The following is a 15,504-nucleotide window of genomic DNA, read 5'->3' as shown; positions in this document are numbered from 1 at the left end:
AGACGATTGCGAGAAAGAGCTATTCCTCTTCGTCGCTTTCGTCTTCCTTGATGTCCTTGCCGGTTTCCTGATCGACGACTTTCATCGACAGGCGAACCTTGCCGCGGTCATCAAAGCCCATCAGCTTCACATAGACTTCATCACCTTCGGCAACGACGTCTTTGGGATGCGCGACGCGCTCATTCTTCATTTGTGAGACGTGAACCAGGCCGTCTTTCGGGCCGAAGAAGTTCACGAAGGCGCCGAAATCGACGACCTTGACCACTTTGCCTTTGTAGATCTTGCCCACTTCCGGCTCGGCGGTCAGACCGTTGATCCAGTCCAGAGCCGCGCGGATGGATTTGCCATCCGGCGACGAGACCTTGATCACGCCGTCATCATTGACGTCGACCTTGGCACCGGTGACTTCGACGATCTCGCGGATCACCTTGCCGCCCGTACCGATCACATCACGGATCTTGTCGGTCGGAATGGTGATGGTTTCAATGCGCGGAGCATATTCGCCAACTTCCTCGCGAGCCGTGCCGAGCGCATCATTCATCCGCTCGAGGATGTGCATGCGGCCGCCTTTGGCCTGCTCCAGAGCGGTTTTCATGATGCCTTCGTCAATGCCGGCAATCTTGATGTCCATCTGCAGCGACGTCACGCCTTCAGACGTACCGGCAACCTTGAAGTCCATATCACCGAGATGGTCTTCATCGCCGAGAATGTCGGACAGGACAGCCACGCCATCCGGATCCTTGATCAGACCCATTGCAATGCCGGAGACGGGGCGCGTAATCGGCACACCGGCATCCATCATCGCCAGCGAGGCACCACAGACGGTTGCCATCGAGGACGAGCCGTTCGACTCGGTGATCTCGGAGACCAGACGGATCGTGTAAGGGAAGTCTTCAGCCGATGGCAGGACCGCATTCACGGCACGCCAGGCCAGCTTGCCGTGGCCGATTTCGCGGCGGCCCGGAGCCAGACGGAAGCTGGTTTCACCCACCGAGTAGGGCGGGAAGTTATAGTGGAGCATGAAGCGCTCCTTATAGGTTCCCGTCAAAGCGTCGATGAACTGCTCGTCCTCGCCCGTACCGAGCGTTGCCACGACCAGACCCTGCGTTTCACCACGGGTGAAAAGGGCAGAACCGTGCGTGCGCGGCAGGATGCCAGCCTCGGCAACAATGGTCCGGACTTCGTCGAGTGCACGACCATCAATCCGCTTGCCGGTCTTGATGATACCGCCGCGAACAATCGAGGATTCAACGCTTTTCAGGACGTCAGCCAGCACATTGCCCGGAACACCATCCGGATTGTCTTCGCTTTGACCCAGGGCTTCCTTGGCCTTGTCCTTGGCCACACCAACAGCCGCATAGCGCTCTGTCTTGTCGGTGATGGTATAGGCAGCGGCCAGATCTTTCTCGACCAGCTTGCGAACTTGTGCTTCCAGCTCGGAATGGTCTTCCGGCTGGAAATCCCACGGCTCCTTGGCGGATTTCTCGGCCAGGCGAATGATCGCTTCGATCACGGGCTGGAAAGCCTCGTGTCCGAACATGACTGCGCCGAGCATGACGTCTTCAGAAAGCTCCTTGGCCTCTGATTCCACCATCATCACGGCATCGCCGGTTCCGGCGACAACCAGATCCAGCGCGCTGTCTGCAATCTCGTCACAGAGCGGGTTCAGAACATACTCGCCATCGATATAACCCACGCGGGCCGCACCGATCGGGCCCATGAAGGGCAGGCCGGAAATGCAGAGCGCGGCGGATGCGCCGACCAGACCGACAATGTCCGGGTCATTTTCCATATCGTGCGACAAAACCGTCAGCATCACCTGGACTTCATTCTTGAAGCCTTTGGGGAAAAGCGGACGGATCGGACGGTCGATCAGGCGGGAGGTCAGCGTTTCCTTTTCGGTCGGCCGGCCCTCGCGCTTGAAAAAGCCGCCCGGAATTTTCCCGGCGGCGAAGTATTTTTCCTGATAGTTGACAGTCAGCGGGAAGAAGTCGGCTCCCGGCTTGACGTTCTTGACGCCGACAGCGGTCGCCAGAACGGTTGTCTCACCATAGGTGACCATGACAGCGCCGTCCGCCTGGCGGGCGACCTTGCCGGTCTCGAGGGTCAGCTCACGGCCGCCCCATTCAATTGTTTCTTTGTGTATCTCAAACATCTCGTGCGTGCTTTCGTCCCGTTCGTCGTCTCAACCAGCGTTTAGCGGCGGAGGCCCAGCTTCTTGATCAAAGCCTGATAGCGTGCCTCATCCTTGCCTTTGAGATAGTCCAGCAGCCGTCGGCGCTGGGATACCATCTTCAACAGACCACGACGGGAGTGATTATCCTTTTTGTGGGTTTTGAAATGCTCGGTCAGATTGACGATCCGTTCGGTCAGGATAGCCACCTGGACTTCCGGAGAACCTGTATCGCCCTTGGTTTGAGCATTTTCGGAGATAAGCGCACTCTTGCGCTCTTGCGTTACCGACATCGGACTTTCCTTTCTTGCCCGCTTCTGGGGCTCTAGATGCTGTGGTTGAAGACCCGTGACGGAACGAATTTTCCCGCCTGTGCGTCTCCGAGAGCGACCGCCATCTCGCCATGCATCGCCACCGCCATTCGAGACCCGTCTTTTCCGGAAAGATCACGAGGACGCCTTTGGGCACGGAGCTCCTGCGCGATACGCGGGAGCAGGACGATGGACCGCCCTTGCCTCAAATGAGAAGCCTCCTCCTCGGTTACGGCCAGTGCCGGGATGTCGTCCAGCGCGGTCTCAACCGGGGCAAGCCCCTCAAAAGCGCGGCCCTTATGGGCTAAATCTGCCAATTCGTCCAGCGATATGGCAGCAGACTCTTCAAACACGCCTACCGCTGTGCGGCGCAATGCGGAAATATGCCCTTCTGTCCCGAGTTTGGCAGACAGATCCCGGGCGATGGCGCGCACATAAGTGCCCTTGCCGCAATCCATTTCAAACACGGCTTCGTCAGGCGACGGCGTGTCGACAAGGTCCAGTCTGTCAATACGGACAGGGCGCGCCGCAAGCTCGATCTCCTCTCCGGCCCGGGCAAGATCATAGGCCCGCTCGCCATCAATCTTGATGGCCGAGTATTTTGGCGGAATCTGTTCGATATCACCTACGAAGTCCGACAAGGCGTCGCGAATGGCGGCGGCATCCGGCCGCACATCGGACGTTGCGATTTCGGAGCCCTCGGCATCCAGCGTATCGGTAGACACACCCCAGCGAATGGTGAAGCGGTAGGTCTTGCCCGCATCCTGCGCGAGGGGGACGGTTTTCGTGGCCTCGCCCAGTGCGATGGGCAGCATGCCGGTTGCGAGCGGATCCAGCGTGCCGGCATGACCGGCCTTCTTGGCGTCGAACAGGCGGCGTACCGCTGAAACCGCCTGGGTGGACGTCATATTCAGGGGTTTGTCGAGCAAGACCCAGCCATGAATATCCTGCCCCTTCTTGCGACGCCCCATCAGTCATCACCCTCATCGGCCAAACCCGGATCAAGGTCGCGCTTGACAGACGGGCTTGCGAGCAAATCGTCAATGCGGCTCGCCTGATCAAAACGGTCATCAGCGACGAACCGGAGCTCGGGCGTGTTCTTCATTTCGATTTCACGGCCCAGCTGTCCGCGCAGAAAGCTGGCACAGCGATTCATGGCCTTGGCGACCTTCTCCTTGTCGCCCTGAGCCAGCGGCGCGACATAGACCCGCGCATTCTTCAGGTCGGGCGACGCCCGGACCTCGGTAATTGTGATATCGACACCCGCGAGATCACTATCACGCAATTCCTTGCGCTGGAGGATATCGACCAGAGCGTGGCGGATCAGCTCGCCGGCGCGAAGTTGGCGTTGGGACGGCATTTTGGCGCCCGTTTGGGGCGATCCGTGGCGGGACATGGAAACCTCGTTCTCGAAGGACCGGGATCGAACCGGCGCATTCGTTATGTAGAAGGGCGCGCGGTCTAACGCTTCAGGCCCACCAACGCAAGCTTTACGTAATTGCCAGTATATTCGCGATTTTGTGATTGGGGCGTGTACAAATCTCAGACTAGAACCGGGCTCAAAGGAGCACGTTTCATGAAAACTCTATTTTCTGCACTATTATTCTGTCTGGGAGGCTTTTGGACCTCCGCGCTGGCCCAGGAGCAAACCCCGGCACGCCAGACAGCAGAGGCCTGGCTGGACGCCTATCAGGCACAGGATTTCAGTGCCATGCGCGCCCTGCTGACAGACGAGTCGGTCTTTATCGATCCGACTTCTCTGGGCCGCGAAAATTTCGGCGATCCGATCAACTGGCAAGGCGCAGATGCCATACTGGCCGGAGTCGGCGCCTGGGGCGTCACACATGCCGAATACCATATTGATCGCACCTATGAATCTCCCGGCCGCGTGATTTTCGATGGCTCCGTCGATGTCACCTATGGCGATCCGGACAACCCGGTCAGCTATAATTTTCCGATCATCACGATCGTCACGGTCCGCGACGGATGGGTGGCAGAGCATCGGGACTATACGGATTTCGACGGTGCCCGGTCACTGAGCGCCGAGGCGGAGCCGTTGACGGAAAACAGCATCATCAATGCCTATATGGCGGCCTATTCCGCTGCAGATTTCGAAGCCATGGCGGGTTTCATGGATGAGGCGGTAATCTTCTCGGATCCGACAGCCACAGGACAGGGCGAAACCGGCCTGCTGCATCATGGCCGCGACGAGATCATGACGGCGCTTCGCGAGTTTGCCGCGCAGAATAATCCGATCGGGCTCAATTTCGAATGGGACACGGTGTTTGAGAGCAATAATCGCTATGTTTTCATGGGCCGTGTGAATGCGACCTACCCGGTTCAGCAGGACGGCATGGTTTTCCAATGGTCAGCGCCTCAAACGACGGTCATCCACATGCGGGATGGACTTGTGGTCGAGCAATACGACTTTGCTGATTATGAGGGCGCGGAGCAGGGTCTCGTCCCGGCAGAATAGCTAGCGCATCCAGAATCGGGGCGTGAAAAGAAGCAGAATCACTACCAGCTCGAGCCGTCCCATAAGCATCACCGCACACAAAAGCCATTTCGCCGGATCCGGCAGGGTCAGAAAATGCCCTGCCGGTCCGATGATATCGCCCAGTCCCGGTCCGACATTCGCCAGAGCTGTGGCAGAGGCTGTAATCGCGGTTTCGAAATCCAGACCCATCGCCGCCAGCAAGACAGCCCCCACGGCGAAAGTCCCGACATATAATCCGCCGAACAACACCACTGACGCCACATCGGAATCTTTCAGCGTCCGCCCGGCATGTTGCTCGGTGGCAATGGCGTTCGGCATGGAAGCCTGATTGAGCGCCCGGCGTACGGCCTTGAGTGCGATCTGCAAGCGGAAGGTCTTGAACCCGCCCGATGTCGATCCCGCACACCCCCCGAGAAATGTCAGGATAAAGACGCTTGAGAGCGCCAGCGGGCCCCATAGCTGATAGTCGCCCGCCGCATAGCCCGTCGTCGTGATGATCGAGACCGTCGAAAACAGCGCCAGCCGCAATTGTTCCATCGGGGCGGAGTCCATACCGTGCTGCGCAAACACGAGCAATCCCGTGAACAACGCGACAATCATCAGAAATCCGCTGACCTCTTCATCAATTCCGCGCCGGCCATCGGCCCGGCTGAAAACCCGTACATAGGCAAGAAATGGCACGGCCCCCGACAGCATGAAGATGATGGCCACCCATTGTGCCCCCGCCGAAAACCCGCCCATTGAGGAATCGTGCGTCGAATAACCACCAGTCGAGACTGTGGTCATGGCATGGGTCAGCGCTTCGAAACCCGACATGCCCGTCGCGGCATACCCGAACAGGCAGAGAGCGGTCAGGCCGATGTATAGCGCCGCAATTATGCCGGCGAGATGTCCGGGACGGGCGATAACCTGATCTGCTGTCGGCTTTGAGGATTCCATCTGGAAAAGCTGCATCCCGCCAACCCTGAGGAAAGGCAGAATGGCGATTGAGAGACCGATAATACCTATTCCGCCAATCCACTGCAGCAGAGCCCGCCAAAGGAGAATCGACGGTGCCGTTTCGTCCAGCCCGGTCATGACTGTCGATCCGGTCGTCGTAATTCCCGAATAGGATTCAAAAAGGGCATCCGTCCAGGACAGACCGACCGCTGAGGCAGTGAATGGAATGGCGGCGAGAAGCGGGATGCCAATCCAGGCGCCGGCGGTGAGCGCAACCGCGCCGCGATAATCGATTTCCGGCCGGGCATCCTGCCCGAACAAGATCAAGGTGCCGCCCAGAAAACCGGACACAAAAACAGCTTCCAGGAAAGCGGGCGCAACGCCGTCCTCAAAAATATAGGCAGATAAAATCGCAGAAAGGCCGGCGAGCCCCGCAATCCCGATGCATAGCGAGCCAAGGATCAGGAAGACGATCTGATACTTGCGCACTATCAGTCCTCAGGATTCGAATTCATCGGTGCCACCCCGGTCTAAAAAAAACCCCGCTTTCGCGGGGCTTTTCTTGTTAGAGTTTGCGTTCGACTTCCTCGACTTCGAAGCACTCGATGAGGTCGCCTTTTTGAAGGTCTTCGTAATTCTCGAACGCCATACCACACTCGGTTCCGGCGCGGACTTCCGGCACTTCATCCTTGAAGCGCTTCAGTGTTTTCAGCTTGCCCTCATGGATGACCGTGTCGTCACGCAGCAGGCGAACGCCTGATCCACGCTTCACAACGCCTTCGGTCACGCGGCAACCGGCAACCTTTCCGGCCTTCGAGATATTGAAGACTTCCAGAATCTCCGCATAACCGATGAAGGTTTCGCGTTTTTCCGGCGCCAGCATGCCTTCCAGCGTGCCTTTCACGTCATCCAGAATGTTATAGATGATCGAGTAATACCGGATCTCGACGCCTTCAGCCTCGGCCATCTGGCGGGCCTGCTTGTTGGCCCGGACATTGAACGCAAAAACCGGCGCGCCGGACGATTTGGCCAGCAGAATATCGGATTCATTCACGCCGCCAGCGGCACCATAGATGACGCGGGCTTTCACCTCGTCATTACCGATTTTCTCAAGCGACTGCGCAATGGCTTCAGCAGAACCCTGAACATCGGCTTTCACGACCAGCGGCATTTCCTGAATATCGCTCGACTGAAGCCGGGCGAGCATCTGTTCCAGAGAGGCGCCACCCGCACCGGCGGCAGATGCCGACTGGCGCTTCTGACGCTGACGATAATCCACAATCTCGCGGGCACGCGCTTCACTATCGACGACAGAGAATAATTCACCCGGCTCGGGCGCACCGTCCAGACCAAGGATTTCGGCCGGCTGGGATGGGCCCAATTCCTTGAGCTGCTGATTGCGCTCATCAATCATGGCGCGCACGCGGCCCCATTGAGCCCCGGCCACAACGATATCGCCGCGCTTCAGCGTGCCTCGCTTGACCAGTACGGTCGCCACGGAACCACGGCCCTGTTCAACCTGACTTTCAACGACAACCCCGTCGGCAGCCCGATCAGGATTGGCCTTCAGTTCAAGCAGCTCAGCCTGCATGGTGATGGCATCGGTCAATTCCTCGAGGCCGGTCTTTTTCAGAGCCGACACCTCGATCGCCTGGGTTTCACCGCCCATGCTTTCGACGATCACTTCATGCTGGAGCAGATCGGTCAGCACCTTCTGGGGATTGGCCCCTTCGCGATCCATCTTGTTGATGGCCACAATAATCGGTGCGCCGGCGGCCTGAGCGTGTTTGATCGCCTCGATCGTTTGCGGCATGACCCCGTCGTCGGCCGCGACCACCAGGATCACGATATCCGTTGCCATGGCTCCACGTGACCGCATCGCGGAGAACGCTGCGTGACCTGGCGTATCCAGGAAGGTGATCTTGTCACCGGATTTCAGCTCAACCTGATAGGCGCCGATATGCTGGGTGATCCCGCCCGCTTCGCCGCGCACGACATCGGTCGAACGCAAAGCATCGAGCAGCGAGGTCTTCCCGTGATCGACATGGCCCATCACGGTCACGACGGGCGGACGCGGCTGCTTGCTGTCTTCCGGATCATCGTCAGCGATAAAGCCTTCTTCGACGTCAGATTCCGAAACACGCTTCGCAATGTGGCCAAAGTCTTCGATGATCAACTCGGCCGTATCGAGGTCGAGCACGTCATTCACGCGGACCATCTGGCCCTGCTTCATCAGATACTTCACGACGTCAGCGGCACGTTCGGCCATACGAACGGCCAGTTCCTGAACCGTGATGGCTTCCGGCAGCACCACTTCCCGCTGGATCTTGTCGCGTTCACCGCCTTGTTGACGGCGTTGCTTCTCGCGCTCCCGTGCGCGGCGCACCGAGGCGAGCGAGCGCTGACGATCTTCGTCACCATCCAGAATGTTCTGAATGGTCAGCTTGCCCGAGCGGCGTCCATGATCGGCTTTCGCGCGAGCCTTTTCAGGTGCCGCGCGTCCAGGTCCCGGAGCGCCCTTCTTCTTGACGCGGCCGCCCATGGCTTCAAGCATGGAATCGGCATCATCAATGTCGCGATCCTTGTTCTTGTCTTTCGGCTTGGGCGCTTCGCGGCGCGCAGGCGCAACATCATCCGGATCGCCCTTGGCAGGTGCCGGTGCCGCGGCGGCAGCTGCAGCAGCGGCCGCTTCGGCTTCAGCCTCGGCCTTCCGGCGCTCGGCGTCGGCAGCTTCCTCGGCTTCGCGTTTTTGCTTGGCTTCCAGAAGACGCTGTTCTTCTTCGGCGCGCTGAGAGCGCTCGGCTTCGGCTTCCTTGCGCTTTTCTTCCTTCTGGGCGGCTTCGGCGCGCGCACGTTGAATGGCGCGCTGCCGGGCGACCAGTTCCTCTTCGGACAGGCCGAGCTCGCGGGCCTTGGCGGCCAGCGGCGTTTCACCCTTCCTCTGGGTCGCGCCCGGTTGCGGTTTGCCCGGAGCTGCGGGGCTTCCACCCGATTGGGGGCCGACCACGCGTTTGCGTTTTTTCTCGACCACCACAGATTTGGAGCGGCCGCGCGCAAAACTTTGCTGCACCGTGCCTGACCCTCCGCGATTCAGCGAAAGAGGCCGGCGGCCGGAACCACCCTGATTACGATCGTCGTTGTCGCTCATGCGAACCTTTCAACACGGCCTATTCCGGGAACACCGCTGGCGGCCGATCAACCAACGTCCCGTTTTCAAGTCATCAAGGCTTGAAAGCCCGCTAAACTAGCCAGCTTCAAGCCGGATTCAACCACTCTCACCCGCTTTCGTTGCCGGATCGATGATCCGGAAGCCCGAAAGCCGGTGCATTACCTCCCCAAAAGACCGCCCTTGCGGCCCGCTGGAGAGGGCGGCATGGACAACGCTATCGCGTCCAACCGCCTGTCCAAGTTCGGCAGCAGAGAAACACCCTGCCACCGGAATATCACCCCACGCAGCCGCCGCCAGCCGGTCCAGTTTGCCACGGCCATCAGCCGCACCATCGCTGGCTTCGATCCGCCAGGCCGGCCGAGACGCTTTCAGCGACAGGCGAACGGCGTCCATTCCCGTCGCCAGCGCTCCGGCCCGTCGCGCCAGCCCGAACAGGGACAAAGCACGCGCCGCCAGAAGCATTTCCACCTCGTCGGCCAGGCTGGCCGATGCTTTCGCGCCATCCAGCGCGCGTGCCAGCTTGCCCTTCTTGACGGCCAGATCGACCGACGCACGGTCGGCGCTGACCCAGGCCCCCCGGCCCGGCAATTTGGCGGCGATATCCGGCACCACATTCCCATCGGGATCGGCCACAAAGCGGATCAGTCCGCTTTCCGGGCCACTTGTCCCCTTGGCAAGGCAGCGCCGCTCGCGCATGTCCGTTTCGCGGCTCAGTCCTTGGCCTCTTCTCCGTCCTCGACCGGCGCGTCCAGATCCACGCCGAGCGCAGCGGCTTCAGCTTCAAGCGCATCAAGATCCATATCGGCAATATCGACTTCGCCTTCGTCTTCGGCGCTGGCTTCAACCTCTTCAACTTCAGGCTGGGGCAGGTCTTCTTCAGAAATCCAGCCCGCCGCAACGCGCGCTTTCAGGATCAGCATTTCAGCATCTTCCTGAGACAACTCGAACTCTTCAAGAATACCCGGTTCGCGAACGCGCTCGCCATTCTTCGTCTCGAACCAGCCGCGCAGATCATCCGGCGTGAAACCGGCCAGATCGTCGGCCGACTTGACCTCGGCCTCACCCAGCTTCACCGCCATGGCAAGGTCTATGCCGTCAATTTCGAGCAGCGCATCTTCAACACCCAGTTCGGTGCGCTTGGCGTCCTGTGCCGATGCGACCTTGTCGAGATGCTCCTTGGCGCGGGTCTGGATTTCAACCGCGGTATCCTCGTCAAAACCTTCAATGGCCGCGATTTCATCCAGCTGGACATAGGCCAGCTCCTCGACGCTCGCAAAGCCTTCCGTTGCCAGAAGCTGGGCAATCACCTCGTCCACATCCAGCGCATCCATGAAGATGGCCGTACGTTCGGCAAACTCTTTCTGGCGGCGTTCGGATTCTTCCTGCTCGGTCAGGATATCGATCGACCAGCCGGTGAGCTGCGAGGCCAGCCGCACATTCTGTCCGCGGCGGCCAATGGCCAGCGACAGCTGATCATCCGGCACAACAACTTCAATGCGCTGATCTTCCTCGTCCAGAACCACTTTGGCCACTTCTGCCGGTTGCAGAGCATTCACGATGAAGGTCGCCGGATCATTATTCCACGGAATGATATCGATCTTCTCGCCGGCCAGTTCGGACACAACGGCCTGAACACGCGAGCCGCGCATACCCACACAGGCGCCCACCGGATCAATCGAACCATCATTGGAAATCACGGCGATCTTCGCACGCGAACCTGGGTCACGGGCGACGGCCGGAATTTCGATGATACCTTCATAGACTTCCGGCACTTCCTGAGCGAACAGGGCGGCCATGAAGTCCGGATGCGCGCGTGACAGGAAGATCTGCGGACCGCGGGTCTCTTCGCGCACATCATAGATATAGGCGCGGACACGGTCGCCATTCTTCAGATTTTCGCGCGGAATACCGTCATTGCGGCGGATAATCCCTTCGGCGCGGCCCATATCGATAAAGACATTGCCGTATTCGACGCGCTTGACGATTCCGTTGAGAACCTCGCCAACACGGTCCTTGTATTCCTCGTACTGGCGCTCGCGCTCGGCATCCCGCACCTTTTGCGTAATGACCTGCTTGGCCGCCATGGATGCGACACGGCCGAATTCGATCGGCGGCAATTCTTCGGAGAAGACCGTCCCGATCTCGGCATTGGCATCGATTTTTTTCGCATCGGCGAGGCTCATCTCCTGAGCCTCATTCTCCACCTCTTCGACGACTGTCGTGTGGCGGGTCAGAGACATTTCACCGGTCTTCGGGTCAATCTTCGAACGAATGTCCAGTTCGGCACCATAGCGCGAGCGGGCGGCCTTCTCGATCGCCTCTTCAATGGCCTCGATGACGATGCTTTCGTCGATCGATTTTTCATGTGCCACAGCCCGGGCAATCGCGAGCATCTCGGTCTTGTTTGCACTGACGCCGATATTCATGGCGTGTCTCCACTTGCTTCGTCCGAGCCGGATGGCGCACCGCGCGCCGCCAGGTCGGCCTTGATCAATTCTTCGGTGAGAACGAGCTTGGCATCGGCGATCCAGTCAAACGGAATCAATGCCGTCTCATCCTCTTTGGGCAAATCCATCAGCACCGAATTATTTTCGAAGCCGGCGAGTTGCCCGGAAAAGCGCTTCTGTCCCTCGACCATCCGGTCGAGTTCCAGCTTGGCCCTGAACCCTTCCCAGCGCTCGAAATGCGCGGGCATTGTCAGGGGCCGATCGATACCGGGGGACGATACTTCAAGCGTATATTCACCCCGGATCGGATCTGTTTCTTCCAGAACGTCAGACAGGCCGCGCGACAGCTTCGCGCAATCCTCGACATTCATCGTTCCGTCCGATTTTTCCGCCATGATCTGAACGATCTGCGTCTTCCCCGACTTCACACGAATGCGGACAATTTCCATGTCCAGCGCATCGGCCACAGGCAAAGCCAGTGTCAGTATCGCCTCATCCGTTGCGGTGCGGGTGCGCAAGGGCGGCCCTCCGTATCAGCCAACAAAAACGGCGGCCCCGGTCTGGAGCCGCCGATAAGCGCAATCCAGCGCTAATCGAACGTGTTGAGGGGGATATACGCCCCCGACAGCTAAAGATCAATTCCCCTTGCGCGGTAGCCAAACGAGGGAACCAAGAAAATTCCCGAGTGCGACAAGCACAAAGGAGATAATAGCTCCGAGCATTGCTGCACCCAACAGGAGCAAGGTCTTATCCCAAGTGGTTTCCGGCGGAATCGCATTTGATGTACTCACAACCGAAAGACCGGCACCAGCGATTGTCGCTATTGCAATGTAGAGCCAAGCCGCAGTTTGAAAGGGGTCTTTAGACATCATTCTCGCGACAGGGAGGGCAATGAAAGCTGGAGCGATCAAAAAAGTGGCAACCCAATGTCCATAGGTCAATACGCCGATTGTCATCCAGCCAGCCCATTCAGCGACATGTTCACCGTCCGCTGCGTTGCCATCCGTGAGCCCCATGAAGGGCATGATCAAAAATGAAAGAGAAAAAACTACGGCGAAAGCGAGCCAGCAACCAACCCAACGCAACGCGATCCACGTAATATAGCGCATAAAAATACCTCAAAGCCGGATTCTGGGTGAATTGCCATTTTCAAAATCAAAAAACACCGGCGCGCAATCGCCGAGCTGTTTGGTCTCATAGCGCGTGGTCAGATGATCCGCGGGAGGCTGGCGCCAGTCAGCGGCAGAGCGCGCCTGCCATTCCAGGCCCGGCGTCTGGCGCAGAATCCACAATGCGTGGTCGGCATAGGCTTTGACATCGGTTGCCACCCGCAAGTGGCCGCCGGGCTTCAGCAGGCGCGCAAACTCGGCGGCTGTCTCGTCCTGCACAAAGCGCCTTTTGGCATGCCGCACTTTGGGCCAGGGGTCGGGGAAGAGCAGAAAAATCCGGTCCAGACATTGATCCGGCATCCGCTCCATCACTTCGCGGGCATCGCCCTCATGAAGACGGACATTTTCAAGCCCGCTCTCCTCGATCTGGGTCAGAGCCTTGGCCACACCATTGATAAAGGGTTCAACGCCAATGTATCCGGTGTCCGGATGGCGCGCCGCTTGCCCGGACAGATGCTCACCGCCCCCGAAACCGATTTCGAGGATGTGTTTCGTTTTTCCTGGCAATAGAATTGCTGGATTCACAACGCCCGATGCCGGAATTCCGATCTTCGGCAAAAGTTCATCAACCAATGCCTGTTGACGATCCGACAAGGTCCGCGATTTGGTGCGGCCGAACGTGCGTAGCCGCTCGGTCATGACCGATTGCCGTCCGGGACATCGGGATAGGCGGTTTCAATGACATCCGCAGTTTTCACCGGCCAGTCGAGCGTGGAAAGGCCTGTTTTTCGAGCCAGAACGCCCGACGCCTCAAAGCCGACAGAGCCTTCCGCAAATCGTTTGCCCTCGCTCCACAGCCAAGGAATGATGAATTGCGGCAATTCTTCATACGCGGCGAGGATTTCAAATCCGGTGGCCGGGTTGAAAAACCCCGGCCAGGCGTCCTTGGAAAAGCGGAGGAAATCCCAAGGTTGATCGTGAAGACCAATGGTCTGGTGGGTGGAGATAAACACCAGACCGCCGGGCTTGAGAACCTTGTTGATCTCGAGCGCGACCTTCCAGGGCATCAATAAATGTTCGAACACGCTTCGCGAATGGACAAAGTCAAAAGACTCTTGCGGAAACAGCTCGCTCATCTGGTGCGCATCACCCACGACATCCACCCGAGGTCCCGGCAAGACATCAATTACGGTCACCTGTGCGCCGGGAAACTCCTTGCGATCGCCGACTTCGCTCCGGTCGCGGCCGCCCACATCCAGCAAGCGGCAGCCGGGCGCCATGGCAACGCGGTCGCGAAACTGACGGAAGGCCTGGCTGCCTTCGCTCCGGCCGCGGCGATCGGAGATCAGATCCGTCAACCGGATCGTCAATGCGGCATCCAGACTTGTCCTGAAAACCAGCTCGCCCGCTTCCGGAAACTCGTCCTCTCGCAGCAGGATTTCAACACTGAAACCTTTTTGCGGACCAAGGTCGGGCAGAACACCGCCATGATCGAAACCGGTGCGGATATCGGCTGACAAGGCATCGATATCCTTCAGATCAATTCCGGTGAGCTTTGATTCTTCGTGATGGAACCATCCTGACACGCGGAGATAGCGGTGCATTTTCGCGACCGTATCGACCAGAAAAAGATGTCCATCAATCTCCACCGCTCAAAGCGTCCTCACGCGAGGCCCTTGAGCTGGTCGACCAGATCGAGCTTTTCCCAGGAAAAGCCACCATCATCATCCGGCTGGCGGCCAAAATGACCGTAAGCAGACGTCCGCGCATAAATCGGCCGGGAAAGGCCCAATTGCTCGCGAATGCCGCGCGGTGACAGATTGGCGATCTGCTGTAACGCATCCTCGACGCGCACTTCATCAACATGACCGGTGCCGTGGAAATCAACATAAAGCGAAAGCGGTTTGGACACGCCAATCGCGTAGGACACCTGAATCGTGCATTTCTTTGCCAGACCTGCAGCGACGACATTCTTCGCCAGCCAGCGGCAGGCATAAGCAGCCGAGCGGTCCACCTTGGTGGGGTCCTTGCCTGAGAAAGCGCCGCCGCCGTGTGGGGCGGCCCCGCCATAGGTATCGACAATAATCTTGCGGCCGGTGAGGCCGGCATCGCCGTCCGGACCGCCGATCACAAAGTTTCCGGTTGGATTGACGTAAAACTCGTCATCCGGCGGAAACCAGCCTTCGGGCAAAACGCCCTGGACGATCGGGCGGACCAGTTCTCGAATATCACCCGGACTGAACCCGTCCTTGTGCTGGGTGGAGACGACGACGGACGTCACGCCAACCGGTTGCCCGTTTTCATAGCGCAGCGTTACCTGGGATTTGGCATCCGGTTCAAACTCCGGACGTTCACCGGATTTGCGCTGCCGGGCCATTTCCTTCAGAATCTGATGTGAATACTGGATCGGTGCCGGCATGAATTCAGGCGTCTCATCGGTCGCATAACCGAACATGATACCCTGATCGCCCGCGCCCTCATCCTTATTGCCAGACGCATCCACGCCCATGGCGATGTCGACAGACTGTTCGTGCAGGAAATTGCTGAAGTCTGCATTGCGCCAGTGAAAACCGTCCTGCTCGTAGCCAATGTCGCGCACCGCAGCCCGGGCGACACCCTCCACCTCGTCGGAGTGAACCGGGTGCGCGGACCGCACTTCGCCTGCCAGAACAATCCGGTTGGTCGTGGTCAAGGTCTCGCAAGCGACGCGCGCTTGGGGATCACGGCCCAGATAGAGATCAACCACGGCATCAGAAATGCGATCGCAGACCTTGTCCGGGTGACCCTCGGAAACACTTTCCGAGGTAAAGATGTAGGATTTCCGACTCACAGCGCTCCGCCTTTCATATAAAGATGTCT

General features: G+C 58.8%; 14 protein-coding genes. 1 reads left to right on the top strand and 13 read right to left on the bottom strand.

Annotated features, from left to right (window positions below):
• Positions 1 to 19: 19 nt before the first annotated feature.
• The 4 genes from pnp to rbfA are packed head-to-tail and all read right to left on the bottom strand — an operon-like array spanning position 20 to position 3,880.
• Positions 20 to 2,155, bottom strand: coding sequence for a polyribonucleotide nucleotidyltransferase (gene pnp / locus P0D52_RS14500; RefSeq protein ID WP_394693361.1), 2,136 nt, complete (start codon positions 2,153 to 2,155; stop codon positions 20 to 22).
• Positions 2,156 to 2,196: 41 nt separating this feature from the next.
• On the bottom strand, positions 2,197 to 2,466 hold the full coding sequence (rpsO, locus tag P0D52_RS14495; RefSeq protein WP_394693360.1) for a 30S ribosomal protein S15: 270 nt from the start codon (positions 2,464 to 2,466) through the stop codon (positions 2,197 to 2,199).
• Positions 2,467 to 2,498: 32 nt separating this feature from the next.
• Positions 2,499 to 3,455 (bottom strand): tRNA pseudouridine(55) synthase TruB, encoded by a 957-nt coding sequence (truB, locus tag P0D52_RS14490; protein ID WP_394693359.1) that lies wholly within the window; start codon positions 3,453 to 3,455, stop codon positions 2,499 to 2,501.
• Positions 3,455 to 3,880, bottom strand: coding sequence for a 30S ribosome-binding factor RbfA (gene rbfA / locus P0D52_RS14485; protein WP_394693358.1), 426 nt, complete (start codon positions 3,878 to 3,880; stop codon positions 3,455 to 3,457). Before rbfA ends, truB begins: the two co-directional genes overlap by 1 nt.
• Positions 3,881 to 4,060: 180 nt before the next feature.
• On the opposite strand from rbfA, the gene P0D52_RS14480 reads away from it, so the two are divergent.
• On the top strand, positions 4,061 to 4,960 hold the full coding sequence (locus tag P0D52_RS14480) for a nuclear transport factor 2 family protein (RefSeq protein WP_394693357.1): 900 nt from the start codon (positions 4,061 to 4,063) through the stop codon (positions 4,958 to 4,960).
• Here P0D52_RS14480 and P0D52_RS14475 read toward each other — a convergent pair whose 3' ends face one another.
• The 9 genes from P0D52_RS14475 to metK form a co-directional block, all read right to left on the bottom strand.
• Complete coding sequence (locus P0D52_RS14475) at positions 4,961 to 6,409, bottom strand: TrkH family potassium uptake protein (RefSeq protein ID WP_394693356.1); 1,449 nt, start codon at positions 6,407 to 6,409, stop codon at positions 4,961 to 4,963. It abuts the gene before it with no gap.
• Positions 6,410 to 6,485: 76 nt separating this feature from the next.
• Positions 6,486 to 9,068 carry a translation initiation factor IF-2 gene (gene infB / locus P0D52_RS14470; RefSeq protein WP_394693355.1) on the bottom strand — a complete coding sequence of 861 codons (2,583 nt, stop codon included), beginning with the start codon at positions 9,066 to 9,068 and terminating at the stop codon, positions 6,486 to 6,488.
• A 117-nt stretch (positions 9,069 to 9,185) separates the two neighbouring features.
• Entirely contained in the window at positions 9,186 to 9,785 is a 600-nt protein-coding gene (locus P0D52_RS14465; protein WP_394693354.1) for an RNA-binding protein, read from the bottom strand.
• A gap of 14 nt (positions 9,786 to 9,799) precedes the next feature.
• The gene (nusA, locus tag P0D52_RS14460; protein WP_394693353.1) at positions 9,800 to 11,515 is read right to left on the bottom strand and encodes a transcription termination factor NusA; all 1,716 of its coding nucleotides are present in this window, start codon (positions 11,513 to 11,515) and stop codon (positions 9,800 to 9,802) included.
• On the bottom strand, positions 11,512 to 12,054 hold the full coding sequence (gene rimP, locus P0D52_RS14455) for a ribosome maturation factor RimP (RefSeq protein WP_394693352.1): 543 nt from the start codon (positions 12,052 to 12,054) through the stop codon (positions 11,512 to 11,514). Before rimP ends, nusA begins: the two co-directional genes overlap by 4 nt.
• A gap of 117 nt (positions 12,055 to 12,171) precedes the next feature.
• Positions 12,172 to 12,645, bottom strand: coding sequence for a hypothetical protein (locus P0D52_RS14450; RefSeq protein WP_394693351.1), 474 nt, complete (start codon positions 12,643 to 12,645; stop codon positions 12,172 to 12,174).
• Between the two features lie 9 nt (positions 12,646 to 12,654).
• Positions 12,655 to 13,344, bottom strand: coding sequence for a tRNA (guanosine(46)-N7)-methyltransferase TrmB (gene trmB, locus P0D52_RS14445; RefSeq protein WP_394693350.1), 690 nt, complete (start codon positions 13,342 to 13,344; stop codon positions 12,655 to 12,657).
• Positions 13,341 to 14,294: a class I SAM-dependent methyltransferase gene (locus tag P0D52_RS14440; protein WP_394693349.1), complete on the bottom strand. Its 954-nt coding sequence runs from the start codon at positions 14,292 to 14,294 to the stop codon at positions 13,341 to 13,343. The genes trmB and P0D52_RS14440 overlap by 4 nt, the downstream gene beginning before the upstream one ends.
• Before the next feature lie 14 nt (positions 14,295 to 14,308).
• The gene (gene metK, locus P0D52_RS14435) at positions 14,309 to 15,475 is read right to left on the bottom strand and encodes a methionine adenosyltransferase (RefSeq protein ID WP_394693348.1); all 1,167 of its coding nucleotides are present in this window, start codon (positions 15,473 to 15,475) and stop codon (positions 14,309 to 14,311) included.
• Positions 15,476 to 15,504: the final 29 nt, after the last annotated feature.

Origin of the sequence: Hyphobacterium sp., from assembly GCF_043584775.1 — a bacterium.
Lineage (GTDB): Bacteria > Pseudomonadota > Alphaproteobacteria > Caulobacterales > Maricaulaceae > Hyphobacterium.
The sequence above is the reverse complement of the archived record's forward strand: the minus strand, read 5'-3'. Positions and strand labels throughout refer to the sequence as shown.

Coding starts and splice junctions, on each gene's coding strand:
- rbfA (WP_394693358.1), bottom strand. CDS start 3,880: ATGTCCCGCCACGGATCGCCCCAAACGGGCGCCAAAATGCCGTCCCAA.
- rpsO (WP_394693360.1), bottom strand. CDS start 2,466: ATGTCGGTAACGCAAGAGCGCAAGAGTGCGCTTATCTCCGAAAATGCT.
- P0D52_RS14465 (WP_394693354.1), bottom strand. CDS start 9,785: ATGCGCGAGCGGCGCTGCCTTGCCAAGGGGACAAGTGGCCCGGAAAGC.
- trmB (WP_394693350.1), bottom strand. CDS start 13,344: ATGACCGAGCGGCTACGCACGTTCGGCCGCACCAAATCGCGGACCTTG.
- nusA (WP_394693353.1), bottom strand. CDS start 11,515: ATGAATATCGGCGTCAGTGCAAACAAGACCGAGATGCTCGCGATTGCC.
- infB (WP_394693355.1), bottom strand. CDS start 9,068: ATGAGCGACAACGACGATCGTAATCAGGGTGGTTCCGGCCGCCGGCCT.
- P0D52_RS14450 (WP_394693351.1), bottom strand. CDS start 12,645: ATGCGCTATATTACGTGGATCGCGTTGCGTTGGGTTGGTTGCTGGCTC.
- pnp (WP_394693361.1), bottom strand. CDS start 2,155: ATGTTTGAGATACACAAAGAAACAATTGAATGGGGCGGCCGTGAGCTG.
- P0D52_RS14480 (WP_394693357.1), top strand. CDS start 4,061: ATGAAAACTCTATTTTCTGCACTATTATTCTGTCTGGGAGGCTTTTGG.
- truB (WP_394693359.1), bottom strand. CDS start 3,455: ATGGGGCGTCGCAAGAAGGGGCAGGATATTCATGGCTGGGTCTTGCTC.